Annotated in this window: 16 protein-coding genes; 1 reads left to right on the forward strand and 15 read right to left on the reverse strand. The window is 49.1% G+C overall.

Going from position 1 to position 14,884, the window contains the following annotated elements:
• The 11 genes from KBS54_06410 to xseB all read right to left on the reverse strand — a co-directional run.
• The coding region (locus tag KBS54_06410) for an LCP family protein (protein MBQ0055756.1) at positions 1-492 on the reverse strand (492 nt) is incomplete at its 3' end.
• Between the two features lie 253 nt (positions 493-745).
• Positions 746-1,357, reverse strand: coding sequence for a nicotinate-nucleotide adenylyltransferase (gene nadD, locus KBS54_06415; protein MBQ0055757.1), 612 nt, complete (start codon positions 1,355-1,357; stop codon positions 746-748).
• On the reverse strand, positions 1,357-2,691 hold the full coding sequence (gene obgE / locus KBS54_06420; GenBank protein ID MBQ0055758.1) for a GTPase ObgE: 1,335 nt from the start codon (positions 2,689-2,691) through the stop codon (positions 1,357-1,359). The genes nadD and obgE overlap by 1 nt, the downstream gene beginning before the upstream one ends.
• A gap of 66 nt (positions 2,692-2,757) precedes the next feature.
• Complete coding sequence (gene rpmA, locus KBS54_06425; protein MBQ0055759.1) at positions 2,758-3,009, reverse strand: 50S ribosomal protein L27; 252 nt, start codon at positions 3,007-3,009, stop codon at positions 2,758-2,760.
• A 17-nt stretch (positions 3,010-3,026) separates the two neighbouring features.
• A complete protein-coding gene (rplU, locus tag KBS54_06430; GenBank protein MBQ0055760.1) occupies positions 3,027-3,335 on the reverse strand; it encodes a 50S ribosomal protein L21 in 309 nt (102 codons plus the stop codon).
• A 121-nt stretch (positions 3,336-3,456) separates the two neighbouring features.
• Positions 3,457-5,115, reverse strand: coding sequence for an AAA family ATPase (locus tag KBS54_06435; GenBank protein ID MBQ0055761.1), 1,659 nt, complete (start codon positions 5,113-5,115; stop codon positions 3,457-3,459).
• Positions 5,108-5,986, reverse strand: a complete 879-nt coding sequence (locus KBS54_06440; protein MBQ0055762.1) for an NAD(+)/NADH kinase — start codon at positions 5,984-5,986, stop codon at positions 5,108-5,110. The genes KBS54_06435 and KBS54_06440 overlap by 8 nt, the downstream gene beginning before the upstream one ends.
• Positions 5,987-6,006: 20 nt before the next feature.
• Positions 6,007-6,828 carry a TlyA family RNA methyltransferase gene (locus tag KBS54_06445; protein ID MBQ0055763.1) on the reverse strand — a complete coding sequence of 274 codons (822 nt, stop codon included), beginning with the start codon at positions 6,826-6,828 and terminating at the stop codon, positions 6,007-6,009.
• A complete protein-coding gene (locus KBS54_06450) occupies positions 6,818-8,650 on the reverse strand; it encodes a 1-deoxy-D-xylulose-5-phosphate synthase (protein MBQ0055764.1) in 1,833 nt (610 codons plus the stop codon). Before KBS54_06450 ends, KBS54_06445 begins: the two co-directional genes overlap by 11 nt.
• A 3-nt stretch (positions 8,651-8,653) precedes the next feature.
• Positions 8,654-9,550 (reverse strand): polyprenyl synthetase family protein, encoded by an 897-nt coding sequence (locus KBS54_06455; protein ID MBQ0055765.1) that lies wholly within the window; start codon positions 9,548-9,550, stop codon positions 8,654-8,656.
• A 6-nt stretch (positions 9,551-9,556) separates the two neighbouring features.
• Complete coding sequence (gene xseB / locus KBS54_06460) at positions 9,557-9,751, reverse strand: exodeoxyribonuclease VII small subunit (GenBank protein ID MBQ0055766.1); 195 nt, start codon at positions 9,749-9,751, stop codon at positions 9,557-9,559.
• An 86-nt stretch (positions 9,752-9,837) separates the two neighbouring features.
• On the opposite strand from xseB, the gene KBS54_06465 reads away from it, so the two are divergent.
• Entirely contained in the window at positions 9,838-10,035 is a 198-nt protein-coding gene (locus KBS54_06465) for a 50S ribosomal protein L28 (protein ID MBQ0055767.1), read from the forward strand.
• Positions 10,036-10,054: 19 nt separating this feature from the next.
• Here the strand turns inward: KBS54_06465 and KBS54_06470 are convergent, their stop codons facing one another.
• Genes KBS54_06470 through mltG form a run of 4 tightly spaced genes read right to left on the reverse strand, consistent with a single transcriptional unit; the run spans position 10,055 to position 14,803 of the window.
• The gene (locus KBS54_06470; protein ID MBQ0055768.1) at positions 10,055-12,214 is read right to left on the reverse strand and encodes a DNA translocase FtsK; all 2,160 of its coding nucleotides are present in this window, start codon (positions 12,212-12,214) and stop codon (positions 10,055-10,057) included.
• Positions 12,214-13,572, reverse strand: coding sequence for a TldD/PmbA family protein (locus KBS54_06475; GenBank protein MBQ0055769.1), 1,359 nt, complete (start codon positions 13,570-13,572; stop codon positions 12,214-12,216). Before KBS54_06475 ends, KBS54_06470 begins: the two co-directional genes overlap by 1 nt.
• On the reverse strand, positions 13,572-13,805 hold the full coding sequence (locus KBS54_06480; protein MBQ0055770.1) for a DUF4911 domain-containing protein: 234 nt from the start codon (positions 13,803-13,805) through the stop codon (positions 13,572-13,574). Before KBS54_06480 ends, KBS54_06475 begins: the two co-directional genes overlap by 1 nt.
• The gene (gene mltG / locus KBS54_06485; GenBank protein MBQ0055771.1) at positions 13,802-14,803 is read right to left on the reverse strand and encodes an endolytic transglycosylase MltG; all 1,002 of its coding nucleotides are present in this window, start codon (positions 14,801-14,803) and stop codon (positions 13,802-13,804) included. The genes KBS54_06480 and mltG overlap by 4 nt, the downstream gene beginning before the upstream one ends.
• Positions 14,804-14,884 lie beyond the last annotated feature (81 nt).

A 14,884-nucleotide genomic window follows, 5' to 3' on the forward strand; every position in this document is an offset into this window, starting at 1 on the left:
CGCCGGTGAATAAGCCTTTTTCAGCAGTGCTTTTATAAACTGCTGCTGTCTCTGAACGCGGCCGATATCCCCCTGCGCGTCTTTTCTGAATCTGACGTAAAGCAGCGCATTTTTGCCGTCCATATGCTGCATGCCGGGCTGGAAATTTATATCCAAATGTCCTGCCCTGTCAACGTAGCGCATTCTTTTTTTAACGTCTATATCAACTCCGCCGAACGCGTCCACCAGTTTTGGGAAATTGTCGTAATTCACAACAACGTAATAAAGTATCGGCTCTTTAAGATAATTTTCAACTGTGGTTTTCAGAAGCTCTACTCCGCCGTATGCAAAAGAACTGTTGAGCTTGTGAGTTCCGTGACCGGGAATTTCAACCCTCGTGTCGCGCGGCAGCGCAAGTACCTTAACACATTTGTCATCCAGTTCAACCGTTACGAAAAGAATCGTGTCCGAGCGTTTGGAACCCTCAACGTCATCCTCACCTAACACGAGCATATTGAAATGTCCCTGTTCCCTGAGCGCTTTGTATTCCGGAGATTCTTCCAACAATTTTCCCGCGATGTTTTCGGTAATGTCTTCGGAGGTAGCATTGATTATTGAACGAAAATGCAGTGCCGCTCCGGCGCAGAAAACAACCAGTGCCGCAACAATAAACAGCGCCGTAAAACCCTTGTGTGCGAACAGCCCGCGCTTGCGCACGTAGGAAATTCTTTCCCCGTCAATATTTAATCTGCCTTTTTTTTCTTTTCTAAACATAAAGACCCTTTTCAGCAATATATTTTTCTACGGACGGCGGAACAAGATATTTGATGCTTTTTCCGTCAGTTACACGCCTGCGCAGTTCCGTGCCCGATATCTCCAGGAGCGGCATTTCAAGCAGAATAACAGTTTTTCTGATATTCTCGGGAAGTAACGAGATTTTGTCCTGCGTGTATCCAGTCCGGCTGACGGCAACAATCCTGCACAGCGAGGCTATCGCTTCCGGCAGCCTCCAGTTTATTATATCAAGAACCGCGTCAAAACCGGTAATAAAATATAATTCGGCTTTGGCGTATTCCGGATTTTTTTTAAGCGTTTCAAGCGTTTCAAACGTATAACTTTTACCCTGTCTGTCAGTTTCAATGCGCGAAACCGAAAAGTACGGGCAATCCTCTACAGCCAGCCGCGTCATATTGTATCTGTCTTCCGCGGAAGCAAGGTTTTCGCTTTTGTGCGGAGGATTGCCTGCAGGAATAAATATCACTTTTTCCAGCAACAATCTTTCCCTTGCTTCTTCAGCAGCCCGCAAATGACCGTAATGAACAGGGTTGAACGTTCCGCCCATTATGCCGATTTTAAGCGCGTTTCCGGCGGCTTTCATCAATCGTCCTCGTCGTCCCTTGCAGACGGATAGTAGTCCGGATAGAAAGCAAATTCCGAATATCCTATTACTATTATATCACCTTTAACAGCACCGGCTGTTTCAAGCAGCTGCTCAACACGGTATTTGCGCAGAAGCTTGGTGAAGCGCGCGACATTTTCTTCCTGGGTAAAATCAAAGCGTTCCGCAGCCTTTTCGAGCCCTCTGTGAAGCACCCTGTAGCCTCCGCCGTGCATTGCAATAATCTGCACTTTGTTTGCTCTGCGCATCGGAAGCTGTTCAGGCAGTTTTTCCGCGATGGCATAAAGCCGTACCTCGCTGTGAGGACGCGGATGTTTGTTGGCAAAAGCAACGATATACCTTGTAAGCTCAGGTATGTTATCGCCTGTTGCTGCCGAAAGCGGGCAAACTTTTATGTCAAGTCTGCCGAAATACTTTTTAAGCTTCTCAAGAATTTCATCTTTGTCCGCGCCAAGCATGTCGCACTTGTTTGCCGCGACAAAATACGGTCTCTGACTAAGCTCTTTATCGTAAGCCTCAAGCTCGGCGCGTATTGTCTGAAAATCGTTAACGACAGCGTTAAAATCGCCTGAAGCCACGTCAAGCACGTGAATAAGCAGACGGCTTCTGTCAATATGTCTCAGAAATTCAAGACCGAGCCCCTTGTTTTCATGCGCTCCCTCAATAAGTCCCGGAACGTCGGCAAGCACCACGCGTTCAATTCCCGTATTTACAACGCCGAGATTTGGCGAAAGGGTCGTGAACGGATAATTGGCTATCTTCGGCTGGGCGTTCGATATCGCGGCAAGTATTGACGATTTTCCGGCATTCGGAAGACCTACAAGAGCAATATCCGCAATCAGTTTAAGTTCAAGCCGCAGTGTAACCTCTTCGCCCATATCGCCTTTTTCGCAAAAGCGCGGCGCACGTCTGCGCGAGCTTGCAAAATAGCGGTTGCCCCTTCCCCCGCGTCCGCCGCGGGCTGCGACAAAACGGTCTCCGGCTTCTACAAGATCGGCAAGCCCCTCACCTGTTTCCGCGTCATAAAAAACAGTGCCGCACGGAACCTTTATAACCACGTCATCGCCGTTTGCGCCGTTTCTTGCGTTTCCGCTGCCGTGCGAACCGTTTGCGCCCTTTATGTGACGTTTGTATTCAAGGTCGGCAAGTGTCTGGAGATTATTTACAGCTTCAAAGACAACGCTTCCGCCGCGTCCGCCGTTTCCTCCGTCAGGTCCGCCGTTAGGTTTGAACGGCTCGTGAAGGAAACTCATGCATCCGTTTCCGCCGCGTCCGGCCGTAACTGAAATGGTAATGTAATCAACAAATTTCATAAAAAATTCCTCCGAAAAAATAAGGAGCCCTGTGCAGGCCCCTTAAATTCCGAATATTTTACCTGATTAGGCCTCTTCTACCGTAACGTATTTGCGTCCGGCTTTTGTAAGGAAATGAACCTTGCCGGTTGCAAGTGCGTACAGCGTGTAATCGCGTCCGCAGCCAACGTTTTTGTCAGGACGGATTTTCGTGCCGCGCTGGCGGACAATGATTGTGCCTGCGTTGATAAGCTGACCGTCGCCGCTTTTTACGCCCAAATACTTAGGCTGACTGTCGCGTCCGTTAGTACTGCTGCTCTGACCTTTTTTATGCGCCATAATCTATTCCCCCAAACTTATGCGATTGCGCTGATTTCAACTGTCGTGAAATACTGGCGGTGTCCGCGGAATTTGCGGTAATTTTTCTTTCTGCGGTATTTGAAAACGATGACCTTTTTGTCTCTGCCGTTTTCAACTACCTTGCCCGTTACTTTCGCGCCTTCAACATAAGGTGCGCCGACCGTAACGCCGTCGTCTTTTCCGAGAAGAAGAACTTTGTCAAATACGACTTCTGCTCCCTCTTCAGCGTTCAGTTTCTCAAAGCGGATTTTGTCGCCTTCAGAAACCTTGTACTGCTTGCCGCATGTTTCGATTACTGCATACATACTGTATTTTCCTCCCTCCGCTGTGTACGGGCAGCCTCTCGGCGTTTCATTAACCCGCACCATGCGTGTTCTGCAACTGGTAGATTATAGCATTATATTTATATTTTGCAAGCCATAATTTTTAATCAATCTCACTCTGAAGCAAAGCTCGTGCATGAGTAAGCGCTTCCGTTGAATTTTCGTCGCCGGAGAGCATTCTGGCAATTTCTTTTTCGCGTTCCGCACCGTAAACAGGAAGTATCAGCGTGTCGTCCCCGTCGCGTTTTACAAGAAAATGCTGATCCGCCATAGAGGCAATCGTTGCCTGGTGCGTTATAAGTATCGTTCTGCAGCGCTTTGAAAGCTCTTTCAGCTTGTAACCTGCAAGCAGCGCGCTTTTGCCGCCGAGTCCGGCTTCAACTTCGTCAAAGACGAGAGTGCCCGGAAGTTTGTCGTCGCCTGCCGCAAGCTGCAAGGCAATAAGTATGCGCGACAGCTCGCCGCCTGAAGCCGTTTTGCTTACAGGCATCGGCTCCTGATCGGGCAGTCTGAGCATAAATCTGGCGCTTTCAGCGCCGTTTGCTTTAACCTTGTCAAGTTCGGCAATTTCTATTTCAAAACGCGCATACCCCATAGCAAGCTCGTTCAGACAGTCATTGACGTTGTTCTGCAGCTTTTCTGCGGCTGTTTTTCTCATTTTGCGGAGCGTCTGCACCATTGCAACAAGCTTTTTGCGAAGCTCGGCTGATTCCGTTTCAAGCTTCTGCAGTTCGGAAAGGCTTGTCTGAAGCCATACCACCGTCTGCTGTGCCTCAAGGGCATAATTCAGGATATCCTCGCAGCTTTCGGCTTTCAGCCTGCGTTTCAGCCTGCGCAGCTGTCCGAGCTTTTCTTCCGTTTCATCGCGCGCTTCTTCAACGCTTCCTTTGTCAAGCACCAGTTTCATATCCTGTTCAAACAGCGCAGACAGTTTCTGTGCTGCCGAAAGCAGCTGTTCTGCCGCTTCCCTCTTGGGGCTGTCGGCAGTTTCAAGTTCCTGCAGTCCCCTGCATATTTCGGTTGCGTTGTCTAAGATACAGGCGCCGTTTTCACCGCCGACGATTTTTCCGTAAAGAGCGTAAAGAGTTTTGAGTTTTGCGCTCTGCTCGTCAAGCTCTTTCAGCTCGGCTTCAAGATTTTTTTCGCTGTCCGCCGTAAGCTTCAGCGAATTTATCAGCGCTATATCTTTTTCCGCATCGGCAAAACGCCCCGCACGCTCTTTTCTGCTGTTTTTCAGTTCTACAAGCGTTGTTTCCGTCTTCAAAGCCTGTTCGAATATTCCTGCAAGTTCTTCTTTCACCCGTGCAAGCTCAACACCTCCGCAGGAATCGACAAGTTCAAGCTGTCTGACGGGTTCAAGCAGCGAGAGCTGCGCATACTGGCTTTGTATGACTATTTCCTGCTCCATCAGTTCGGAAAGTTTATTCACTGTCAAATTCGTTCCTGAAAGCGAAAGGGTTCCGCGTCCGTCTTTTTTAAACCGGCGCAGTACGCTCAGCAAGTTTGAAGCCGGATCAAGGGGAACTATTCCTTCATAAGCCGAAACGTTTTTCGGCTCGTAATTCATCTTTACTTCAGAATATTCTTCAGATGCGTGAATATAGTTGACCTGAGCTCTTTTTCCGGAGATAAATTCAAGCGCACGGACAAGACTGCTTTTTCCCGATCCGCTTTCTCCGGTAATAACAATAAAATTTCCGGTAAAATCAAGTCCGGCATCTTTGATACCGCCTACTCCGTGAACCTGAAGACTGCTAATCATTCGGAATCATCCTCTCGTCAGTTCCGTTGAAGCCCCAGCTCAGTTTGCGTCTGAGCAGATCATAATAACTTGTGCCGTCCGGCTCTATTGTACACACTTTAAATTCTGCCGCAAGCTCTGCTTCCAGTCTGTCTCCCGCAAACAGTTCGTAGCCGAGCTGCCCGTCCTGCGTGAGGCATAATTTTGCGGTACGGCTCATAAGTTCCACTGCTATTTTGTCTTTACCGTTCAGCACAACCGGTCTTGCAAACAGGGTATGGGCGCAAATCGGCGCCATAATCAGACAGGAAACGTTCGGCGGCACAACCGGACCGCCGGCTGACAACGCATAGGCTGTTGAACCTGTCGGGGTGGCAAAAATAACACCGTCGGACAGATAATTTGACAGCAGTTCCCCGTTTACGCTTACCTGAAGCTCCACGACGCGCGAAAGGCTTGTTTTTGATATGACGAGGTCGTTAAGCGCGTACATTGTCGCTGCCGTTTTGCCCTGTCTTACGACGCTGCCCTTTATAACCTCACGTTCAAGCAGCCTGTATTTACCGTCAAGAATTTTCTTTATGTCAGCTTCAATATTTTCCGGCAGTCCTGTTGACAAAAAGCCGAGCCTGCCGAGATTAATTCCGTACAGCGGAATTTTCCTGCCGAAAAACATTCTTGCAGCACGGAGAAAAGTACCGTCTCCGCCGAGGACAAGAGCAAAAAGAGCTCCGTCAAAATTATCCGTTCCTTTGGCACCGAGAAGCAGAGCTTCACTTTCAGGTAACAGAAATTCTGTTTCGCCTAACGCGGAAGATGTCAGCAGTTTTTCAGCGGTTTCAACTGCTTCCGACTTGTTAGTATTGAATATCAAAACAATTTTTTTACTCATTGCTGCATCGGCTTTTCCTGTTAAATATGTTTTTCGGCGTGTTCGTGCGCCTCGGCGACAAGTTCCGCCTCATTAAACGGCTTCTGCTCCGCTGTACTTTCCTTTTTGGCAAGCAACAGAAGAAATTCTATATTGCCCTCCGGACCGCGTATAGGAGAATAGGTCATATCAAGAATTTTCAGTCCTGTGTCATTTTCAGCAAACGCTGACACGTCTTTCAGAACCGCTTCGTGCAATGCAGGATCGGTAACAACGCCGCGGCCTATATGCTCGCGTCCGACTTCAAACTGCGGCTTGACAAGCGTAACTATGGTACCCTCAGGCTTAATCAGCTGTTCAAAGACGTTAAGCAGCAACTTGAGCGATATAAAAGAAACGTCGCAGACCAGCAGATCAAAAAGTTCGTTCTCAAAAGTCTCTGCCGTAAGAAAACGCGCGTTCGTACGCTCCATAACCAGAACTCTGTCATCGTTTCTCAATTTCCACGCAAGCTGTCCGTAGCCGACGTCAACCGCACAGACGGAGGCAGCGCCTTTTGAAAGCAGCACGTCCGTAAAACCGCCCGTGGAAGCGCCTATGTCGATACAGCGCAGTCCGGCAGGTTTAAGACCGAAATATTCAACTGCTTTCAGCAGTTTGTACGCGCCGCGGCTCACCCATTCTTTTTCGGGACGGTCAAGCTTAACGCTTGCGCCGGGCATAACCTGAGAGGCAGGCTTCACAACAACCGAACCGTTGACCGTAACCCTGCCCTGCTCAATATACTCCTGCGCGGCAGTGCGCGACTCCGCAAAGCCGTTATCGGCAAGATATTTGTCAAGCCTTACAAGTTTAGCTTTCATTTATCAGCCGTATAATACTGCCGGAGGTCATACCGCATTCTTCCCACTGTTCCGCGGGCGAAGCATGCGATATAAAACGGTCGGGAACACCGACGCTGATTATTTTGCAGTTTAACAAGTTCTGCGAAACAAGCGCCGCGATTTCTTCACCGATTCCGCCTTTAAGCGAAGCGTCCTCAGCCGTAACAGCCAAACTGTGTTTTTTAAGCTGTTCAAGCAGACCTTCCCTGTCAAGCGGCTTTATAAAACGCAGATCAACTATCGTCGCATATCTGCCGTCTGCCTTCAGTTTTTCAGCTGTTTCAAGCATAAGAGGCAGAGTGGCACCGGCTGCAATCAGCAATATATCCTTTCCTTCTCTGATCAGCTGCAATTTTCCCCATTCAGCAGATGTCTTTTCAAAATCAAAAGCCGGAACGTTTCCGCGCGGATAGCGTACCGCCATAGGAATTTTTCTCTCCGCCCAACCGTCTATCATAAATTTCAGTTCTTTTTCGTCCCTCGGTGCGGCTATCGTCATATTCGGCAGCGCTTTGAGCCACGCAATGTCAAAAAGTCCGTGGTGAGTTTCACCGTCGTTTCCGACAAGCCCGCTTCTGTCAATGCAGAGCAGCACTGGCAGTTTCGGAAGGCAAATATCGTGCATAACCTGATCGGCGGCACGCTGCAGGAAGGTTGAATAAATGCACACGGCAGGCTTCATTCCGCCGGCGGCAAGTCCCGCCGCGTAAACAAGGGTGTGTTCTTCGGCTATGCCTGTATCTATGAAGCGTTCCGGATATTTTTCGGCGAACTCTCCAAGCTTTGTCCCGTCCTTCATAGCCGCCGTCAAGGCAAAAATTTTGTCGTCTTTTTCAGCCAGTCCCGTCAGGCAGTCCGCCGCCGCTTTGCCCCATGCAAGCTTCCCGCTGCCTTGCGGTATCTGCAGGGAGGAATTTGCGCCTACCCCGTGGAAATAAGACGGATTTTCTTCCGTTTCTTTAAAGCCCTTGCCTTTTTTCGTTATAACGTGGATAACGAGCGATTTGTCATACTGTTTGGCAAGTTCAAACACCTTCGCAAGTTCTTCGGCGTTATGTCCGTCAAAAGGTCCCCAGTAGCTTATGCCGAACTGCTCGAATATATTTGCAGGAAGAACAATCGCTTTAAGTTTGTTTTTCCAGTTTTCAAGTGCGGGTCTGAAACCGCTGTTTTCGCTTTTCTTCTTGACAAACGCCTTGAATTTTTTGTAGGTACTGTTCACCGCAAGCTGCGCCAGATGGTTGGCGGCTCCTCCGACGCGTCTGTCTATTGACATTCTGTTGTCATTCAAAACGATAATAACCTTGGAGTTATTCGGCTCCATGTTATTGAGCGCTTCAAAAGAAACTCCGTTCAGCAGAGAGCCGTCGCCTATAACGGCAACGACGTGATGATTTTCTCCTCTGAGATCGCGTGCTTTTGCATAGCCCATTGCGGCTGAAACCGACGTGCTGCTGTGTCCTGTTGTGAACGCGTCGTATCGGCTTTCGTCCAGTCTGGGAAAGCCTGCCATACCGCCCTTTTGGCGCAGCGTGGCAAAGCGTTCCACGCCCTGCGTAAGAATTTTGTAGGCGTAACTCTGGTGCCCGACGTCAAACAGTATTTTGTCCTTATCAGGGTCAAACGCCTTAAGCAGAGCAGCGTTAATTTCCACCGCACCGAGCGAAGAGGCAAGATGTCCGCCATTTTTCAGCGTTACGTCAAGTATAAGAGTCCTAAGCCTGCGGCACAGTTCCTTAAGCCCATTTCCGTCAAGCTTTTTTACTTCTTTATAACTGCATACAGTATCAAGCTGTTCCATAATTTATTTAGTTCTTTCAAGAAGTGCCATCGGCAGCTGTGCAAGAAAACTTTCCTCACCGAGCAGTTCAGAAATAACAGCTTTTGCCGCTTCTGACTCCTCCTTTGCGAATTCCTTTGCTTTCTCCAGCCCGTAGGCTGTAACGTAATTTATTTTTCCCTGCTCCGCGTCCTTGCCCGGCGTTTTGCCAAGCTGTTCGGCGGTAGTGGTAACGTCCAGAATATCGTCTATAATCTGAAACGCCGCTCCGAGATGCTTACCGTATTCCTCAAAAATCAGAAGCGTTTTCCCGTCATCGGTACCGAGAGCTGCGCCGCTCATAAGAGCCGCTTTTATAAGTTCTCCGGTTTTAAGCGCTGCAACCTTGCGAACGTAATCCGGCTCCTTTTCGGCAAGCGCCGAATCCATGTCAAGCACCTGCCCGCCGCAGACGCCGGACGGTCCAAAAGCTTCGGTAAATATGCGGACAGCGTTGAGCAGCCTGTCTGAGCTCACTCCGGAAGTGTACACCAAAGGATAGGCTATCGACTCGACCATAAGCGCGTCGCCGGCAAGAATGGCAAGAGTTTCGCCGAATTTTGCGTGATTTGACGGTTTTCCGCGGCGCATATCGTCATCGTCCATGCAAGGCAGATCATCATGAATAAGCGAAGCTGTATGGGTCATTTCATAGCCGAGAGCCATCGGCATTGCCTGTTCCTTTGTGCAGCCGCAGGCCTCTGCAGCCGCCAGGCAGAGCACGGGGCGCAGTCTTTTGCCTCCGGCCGTGAGAGAATACTCCATAGACTCGAAAAGCTTTTCAGGAACACGGCTGGCGCGCGTTTCGGCAGTTTTTTCTATATATTGGTCAACATAATCGGCATAGGCTTTAAATTCAGCCATAACCTGCTGAAAATCCATAAGCAGTTATTCCTCCCCGTCCCTTACTGAATCGCTCAGTTCAGTTACCTTCTGTTTGGCATTTTCCAGAAATTCCTTGCACTCTTTAATGACACCGACTGCTTTCTCAAAATCTCCGAGAGCTTCCTCAACTGTCGTTTCATGTTTCTCAATTTTGCCGAGAAGCTCCTCAATTTTTTCAAGATTTTTGGTAAAATTCATTTTTTTTGCTCCTTTGCTATTGCAAAATTTTATTTGTATGCTACAATGCCTAAGTTAATGCTGAAGTTCCAAGGAGGGACCACACGATGTCGAAATACTGTGATTGCTGCGGACGCGGCCCTGTAACGGGCAACGCAGTCAGCCATTCAAACCGCCACACAAGACGCCGCTGGCTTATTAACATTCAGACCGTACGCGTCAACGTCGGAGGCGGAGAGACCCGCAAACTCCACATCTGCACAAAATGTCTCAGATCCGGTATAGTTCAGAGAGCCGTTAAATAACGGCTCTTTTCTTTTACCGTTATTTTCCGAGTATTTCATCAAGACGCTCCTGAGCTTCTGTCTCGTCCACAAGAATATCTCTTGCCTTAGAACCTTCTTGTTTCCCAACTATTCCAAGTGTCTGCATCATATCAATAAGTCTTGACGCGCGCGAAAACCCAACACCTAATCTTCTCTGTAAATTACTGGCGGAAGCTATTCCTGTTGTAAGCACACATTCGACTGCTTTTTCTAATTTATCATCCACTTTATCATCCAATTCTTCGTCATTTCCAAATCCAGAATCACTTTGTTTTTCTATGTCTTCAAAGAACACTGGGTCGCCGAACAGATTATTCATGTACTGCAGCCAGTTCTCAAGAATATCGTCTGCAATCCACGGGGACTGTATACGCACGGGCTTCGGGTTCTTCGTGGAAAGGAATAGCATATCTCCCTTGCCGAGCAGTTTTTCGGCTCCTACTCCGTCGATTATCGTGCGGGAGTCAATTCCGGTTGCAACGGAGAACGCCACTCGTGCAGGAATATTCGCCTTGATAAGTCCGGTTATTACGTTCACGGACGGACGCTGCGTGGCAAGAATGAGGTGTATGCCGGCAGCCCTTGCCTTCTGCGCAAGCCGTACAATGTAATCTTCAACCTCTTTCGAAGCTGTCATCATAAGGTCGGCAAGTTCGTCAACGATAATTACTATATGAGGTTTTCTATCCTTCGGCAGCAGATTTGGACGCGCGTTAAAGGCTTCAAGATTGCGCACCCTTGCGCTCTCAAAGTCGCTGAAACGGCGTTCCATTTCGTTGACAGCCCACGCAAGCGTATGAACAGCCTTTTTGGGGCTTGCGACAGGCGGCGTGAGCAGATGCGGAAGATTGTCGTACACCGCAAACTCAACGCGTTTCGGGTCAACAAGAATAAGCCTCAGCTCGTCAGGAGTGCAGTGAGAACAGAGACCGACTATGCAGGAATTTATAAAGACAGACTTGCCGGAGCCGGTAGTACCGGCTACAAGCAGATGAGGCAGCGTTTCAAGCCCTATTACCGTTGTTTCTCCGCTGACGGTTACGCCGAAAGGCATAGGCAGGGCACATTTTGTTCTTCTGTAAGAATCGTCCTCTATCATGGTACGCATTGGAATGCCCCTGCGGTGCGGGTTCGGAATTTCAATGCCGACATACGACGTCCCTGGCACCGGCGTTTCTATGCGTATCGAAGGAACGGCAAGGGCAAGAGCTATATCGTTTGAAAGAGTTGCAACCTTTGAAGTGCGTATGCCCGAACCGAGCGTTATCCTGAACTGAATAACCGTCGGACCGACAAGTATATCTGCTAACTCTGCCTGAACACCGAATTCGTCAAGCGCCTTTATCATCTTTTCACCGAGCGGCATGCAGCGCTCAGGCTTCAGTTCGTTGTCATGCGTTTCCTCAGGACCGAAAATTTCGGGCGGAGGCGGGAAAATTCCTTCTTCAGCTGCCTGTAAAGCTCCCAAATCGAAATTCGGATCCTGCACCTCTGCGGTATTTTCTTTTTTCCTGCGTGTGCGTTTCGGCTTAATTTCGTCCTTTAGCACAAGTTCTTCGTCAAACGGCTCCTCTATTGCGGCTTTTGTGCCGTCATTCTCATCAGCATTTTTCTCTTCTTTTTTGTTGCGGCTGGAAAGTTTCGTCCATACAAACACAGCACAGTTTTTAATGCAGCCGTTAATCGGCAGTCCGTAGAGCAGAAACACTATATACATGCATACGGCACCTGCAAGAAGAGTCCCGAAAGCTCCGAGCGTACCGAACGCTTTTTCTGCGATAAAGCGGCCGGCTTTCCCTGCTCTGAGGCAGTGTACCGTGCTTTCTCCGTCCGTAAGTTCCTTTATGCCCAAAACAGCTGAGGCAGCCAAATAAAGCAGAAGCGTTGCCGCCGTTTGTCTGACAAAATTTGGAACTTCTTTTGAAAAAATACGGCAGATGCAGACGTACACGGCAAAACAGAGCGGAATTACGAGCGCGCCTCCTGCGTAACCGGTCAGGAAATCAGCTGTTTTCGTTCCAAAAGTCCCCGTTTTGTCCGTACAGAATGAAACCAGCACGAAAAGCGACAACACAAGAAACAGCGCTGTCAGGATTTTTTCCGCCGCCTTTTTCTGCAAACTGTAATCTTTCTGTCTGCCGTTTGTGTTTTTCAGCATTAAACTTCTCTTCCTCCTACGGTTATTCCTTTGACAACCATCGACGGCTGACCGTCAGTTACGGGCACACTCTGCCCCGATTTTCCGCAGATACCCGGATCCATGACAAGATTATCGCCGAGTGCGCAGATATTTTTCAGCACCTCAGGACCGTTGCCCGTAAGTGTTGCGCCCTTTACCGGCTCTTTTATTTTACCACCTCTTATTATATACGCTTCTGCGACATAAAACACAAAATCTCCCGTTGTCGGGTTAACTTCCCCGCCGCCCATTTTTTTGACGTAAAGTCCGTTCCGTGCAATATCGCACATCTCTTCAACGCTTTTGTGCGCACCGGGCAGAAGGAACGTATTGCTCATTCTCGGAATAGGGAGTTTCCTGTACGACTGGCGTCTTCCGTTTCCAGTGGCAGGATAGCCGTAAAGCGAAGCGGAAAGTCTGTCAGTAAGATACCCCTTCAAAATACCGTTCTCAATCAGCAGCGTCGAGGAAGCCTTTGTTCCCTCGTCATCAAATTCGTAGCTGCCGTACAAACCACAGATTGTCGGATCGTCAACCATCGTCACAAGCTCCGACGCAACTCTCTGTCCGAGCCGTCCCTTGAAAACTGATGAATCCTTTTCAACTATATCCGCCTCAAGCCCGTGTCCGCACGCCTCGTGAATAATCGTTCCCCCTGCTTCCCCGGCAAGAAAAACGTTCATTTTTCCGGCAGGGCACGGCTTCGCTTCAAGCATAAGCATGGCGCGGTCAAAAGCCGCGTCCGCTATATCTTTCGCGGCTGCCCCTTCCCAGAAAGCGGAAGGTTCAAGCGTCATGCAGCGCCGCTCGGAGGCGGTCTGCAGCTGCCCGTCCTTTTCAGCGACTATCTGCGCGGCAAAAGAGGTATATTTTCTGCTGCAGCTTTTCCGCAGACCGTCAGGACCGATTATAAGAATATCCTTGTCCGACTGCGAAAAGCGGAAACTTATCTGCTGTATTGCGGGCGAACGCCTGCGAAGCTCGGCGTCAATATCGTGAAGAAAATCAACGGGATATTTATCCGCCGGTACGTTCTTTTCAAGCAGCTTTTCATTTCCGCCGTCATACGTTGTACCGCATATTTCCGACGGCTCCAGCGCGGCATTAAGCGCCTCCGCGGCTGACAAAGACGAAACTCCGGTACGGTGCGCGAAAAAACTTTTGCCGTCGGTCACAATCCTTGCGCCCGTTCCTTCGGTGACCACAGAAGACAGCTCCGCAATTTTTTTATCCTCGTAGCGCACGGAATGGGCAACTGAAGACTGCAGATACAAATCGCAGTACTGTGCGCCTTTTCCCGTTATCTCGTCAGTAATATCGTTAAAATGGTCAGTCATTACAGTTCCTCAACCGAATCAATCGTAATATTCATTCCCTCAGCCTGCAGACCTCCGACAAACGATCTAACCTCGTCAAGCAGATTGGCAGGGGTAATAATTGCAGCCTTACCGTGAGCCGCGTCGTCCGTCTGCATAAAACCGAGACCGTCGCAGGCGTCAAGATTCCAGCTTGCGTAATAAATATCCCTTGAGTCCATCGTCAGATGAACCTTCGCGACGGGAATTGTCATCTTTTGATGCCTCTCTGCTTCTTCAAATGCTCGTCGTAGCTCTTGCTGAAAAGATGCCTGCCGTTTCCGTCAGCGACAAAATAAAGATACTCAGTATCTCCTGCGCCGCACACCGCGAGCCAGCAGTCCGCGGAAGGCACGTTGATCGGCCCCGGCGGAAGCCCGTCCTTTCTGTACGTATTGTACGGACAGTCTATATTTAAATCAGCATACGTAAGCCGTGATTTTTTAACTCCCTTAAATTCCTTCCAGCAGTAAATAACCGTTGCACAGGACTGCAGTCTCATCGGAACCTTAAGCCGCTTCAGGAAAATCTCCGCAAGCGGTTTTCTGTCTTCCTTCACGCGTGCTTCACCCTCTACGATTGAAGCCATAATTCCCGTTTCAAACAGACATTTCGCATTAAACTTTTCAGCCGGAATCGTTTTGCCGACTTTTTCAAACCAAAGCTTTGAAGCAAAAGCTGTAAGCTGCTGCTCAATTTTTTCGTTCGGAACAAGGAAATAACTCTCAGGCAGAAGAAACACTGACCTTGCCGATACGTCCTTCGGCAGAAGCGGCCTGAGTTCCTCCGGAAAATTGTCCGCATCCGCAAGCTCGCTCTTAAGCCTTTCAAGGCTCAAACCATTGCTTTCGGCGATTTCTGCAAGAGTTTTGCCCGGAATAATCGAAACGGCGCAGAATTCGGGTCTTGCGTTTTTAAGCTGTTTTGATACAGTGAAGACGCTTCCAGGCACTATCCTGCACATGCCCGGCCGAATTGTCTTATCGCTGCCGCTGAGCGCAAGCCACACGCGCATAGGCTTTTCAAAAAGGATAACGTCCTTCTGCTTCAGTGTGTGAACAAGCGACTGCGTGCTGCATCCTTTGCGCACGTTCACGGAAACAGGCTTAAGCTCCGCCCTGTAAAGCTGCGGGTAAGTCTGCGGAATATACCGGCACAGCGCAAAAAGGAAAAACAGCGCCGCCGCGTAAATCAGCACCTCAAGTCTTTTCATGGCCCATATCCTTTCAAAATCTGCAATAATTATACATTGATTTTACAAATGGCGAAATACGATTATAATTTACTGACTGAT

Origin of the sequence: Candidatus Equadaptatus faecalis (assembly GCA_018065065.1) — a bacterium.
Taxonomy (GTDB): Bacteria; Synergistota; Synergistia; order Synergistales; family Synergistaceae; genus Equadaptatus; species Equadaptatus faecalis.

Excerpts from the sequence above, each read along its gene's own strand:
- mltG (MBQ0055771.1), bottom strand. The coding sequence starts at position 14,803 with ATGAAAAGACTTGAGGTGCTGATTTACGCGGCGGCGCTGTTTTTCCTT.
- KBS54_06480 (MBQ0055770.1), bottom strand. The coding sequence starts at position 13,805 with ATGACAATTCCCGTCGCGAAGGTTCATCTGACGATGGACTCAAGGGAT.
- KBS54_06445 (MBQ0055763.1), bottom strand. The coding sequence starts at position 6,828 with ATGAAAGCTAAACTTGTAAGGCTTGACAAATATCTTGCCGATAACGGC.
- rpmA (MBQ0055759.1), bottom strand. The coding sequence starts at position 3,009 with ATGGCGCATAAAAAAGGTCAGAGCAGCAGTACTAACGGACGCGACAGT.
- xseB (MBQ0055766.1), bottom strand. The coding sequence starts at position 9,751 with ATGAATTTTACCAAAAATCTTGAAAAAATTGAGGAGCTTCTCGGCAAA.
- KBS54_06475 (MBQ0055769.1), bottom strand. The coding sequence starts at position 13,572 with ATGACTGACCATTTTAACGATATTACTGACGAGATAACGGGAAAAGGC.
- KBS54_06470 (MBQ0055768.1), bottom strand. The coding sequence starts at position 12,214 with ATGCTGAAAAACACAAACGGCAGACAGAAAGATTACAGTTTGCAGAAA.
- rplU (MBQ0055760.1), bottom strand. The coding sequence starts at position 3,335 with ATGTATGCAGTAATCGAAACATGCGGCAAGCAGTACAAGGTTTCTGAA.
- KBS54_06435 (MBQ0055761.1), bottom strand. The coding sequence starts at position 5,115 with ATGATTAGCAGTCTTCAGGTTCACGGAGTAGGCGGTATCAAAGATGCC.
- KBS54_06465 (MBQ0055767.1), top strand. The coding sequence starts at position 9,838 with ATGTCGAAATACTGTGATTGCTGCGGACGCGGCCCTGTAACGGGCAAC.
- KBS54_06450 (MBQ0055764.1), bottom strand. The coding sequence starts at position 8,650 with ATGGAACAGCTTGATACTGTATGCAGTTATAAAGAAGTAAAAAAGCTT.
- obgE (MBQ0055758.1), bottom strand. The coding sequence starts at position 2,691 with ATGAAATTTGTTGATTACATTACCATTTCAGTTACGGCCGGACGCGGC.
- KBS54_06440 (MBQ0055762.1), bottom strand. The coding sequence starts at position 5,986 with ATGAGTAAAAAAATTGTTTTGATATTCAATACTAACAAGTCGGAAGCA.
- nadD (MBQ0055757.1), bottom strand. The coding sequence starts at position 1,357 with ATGAAAGCCGCCGGAAACGCGCTTAAAATCGGCATAATGGGCGGAACG.
- KBS54_06455 (MBQ0055765.1), bottom strand. The coding sequence starts at position 9,550 with ATGGATTTTCAGCAGGTTATGGCTGAATTTAAAGCCTATGCCGATTAT.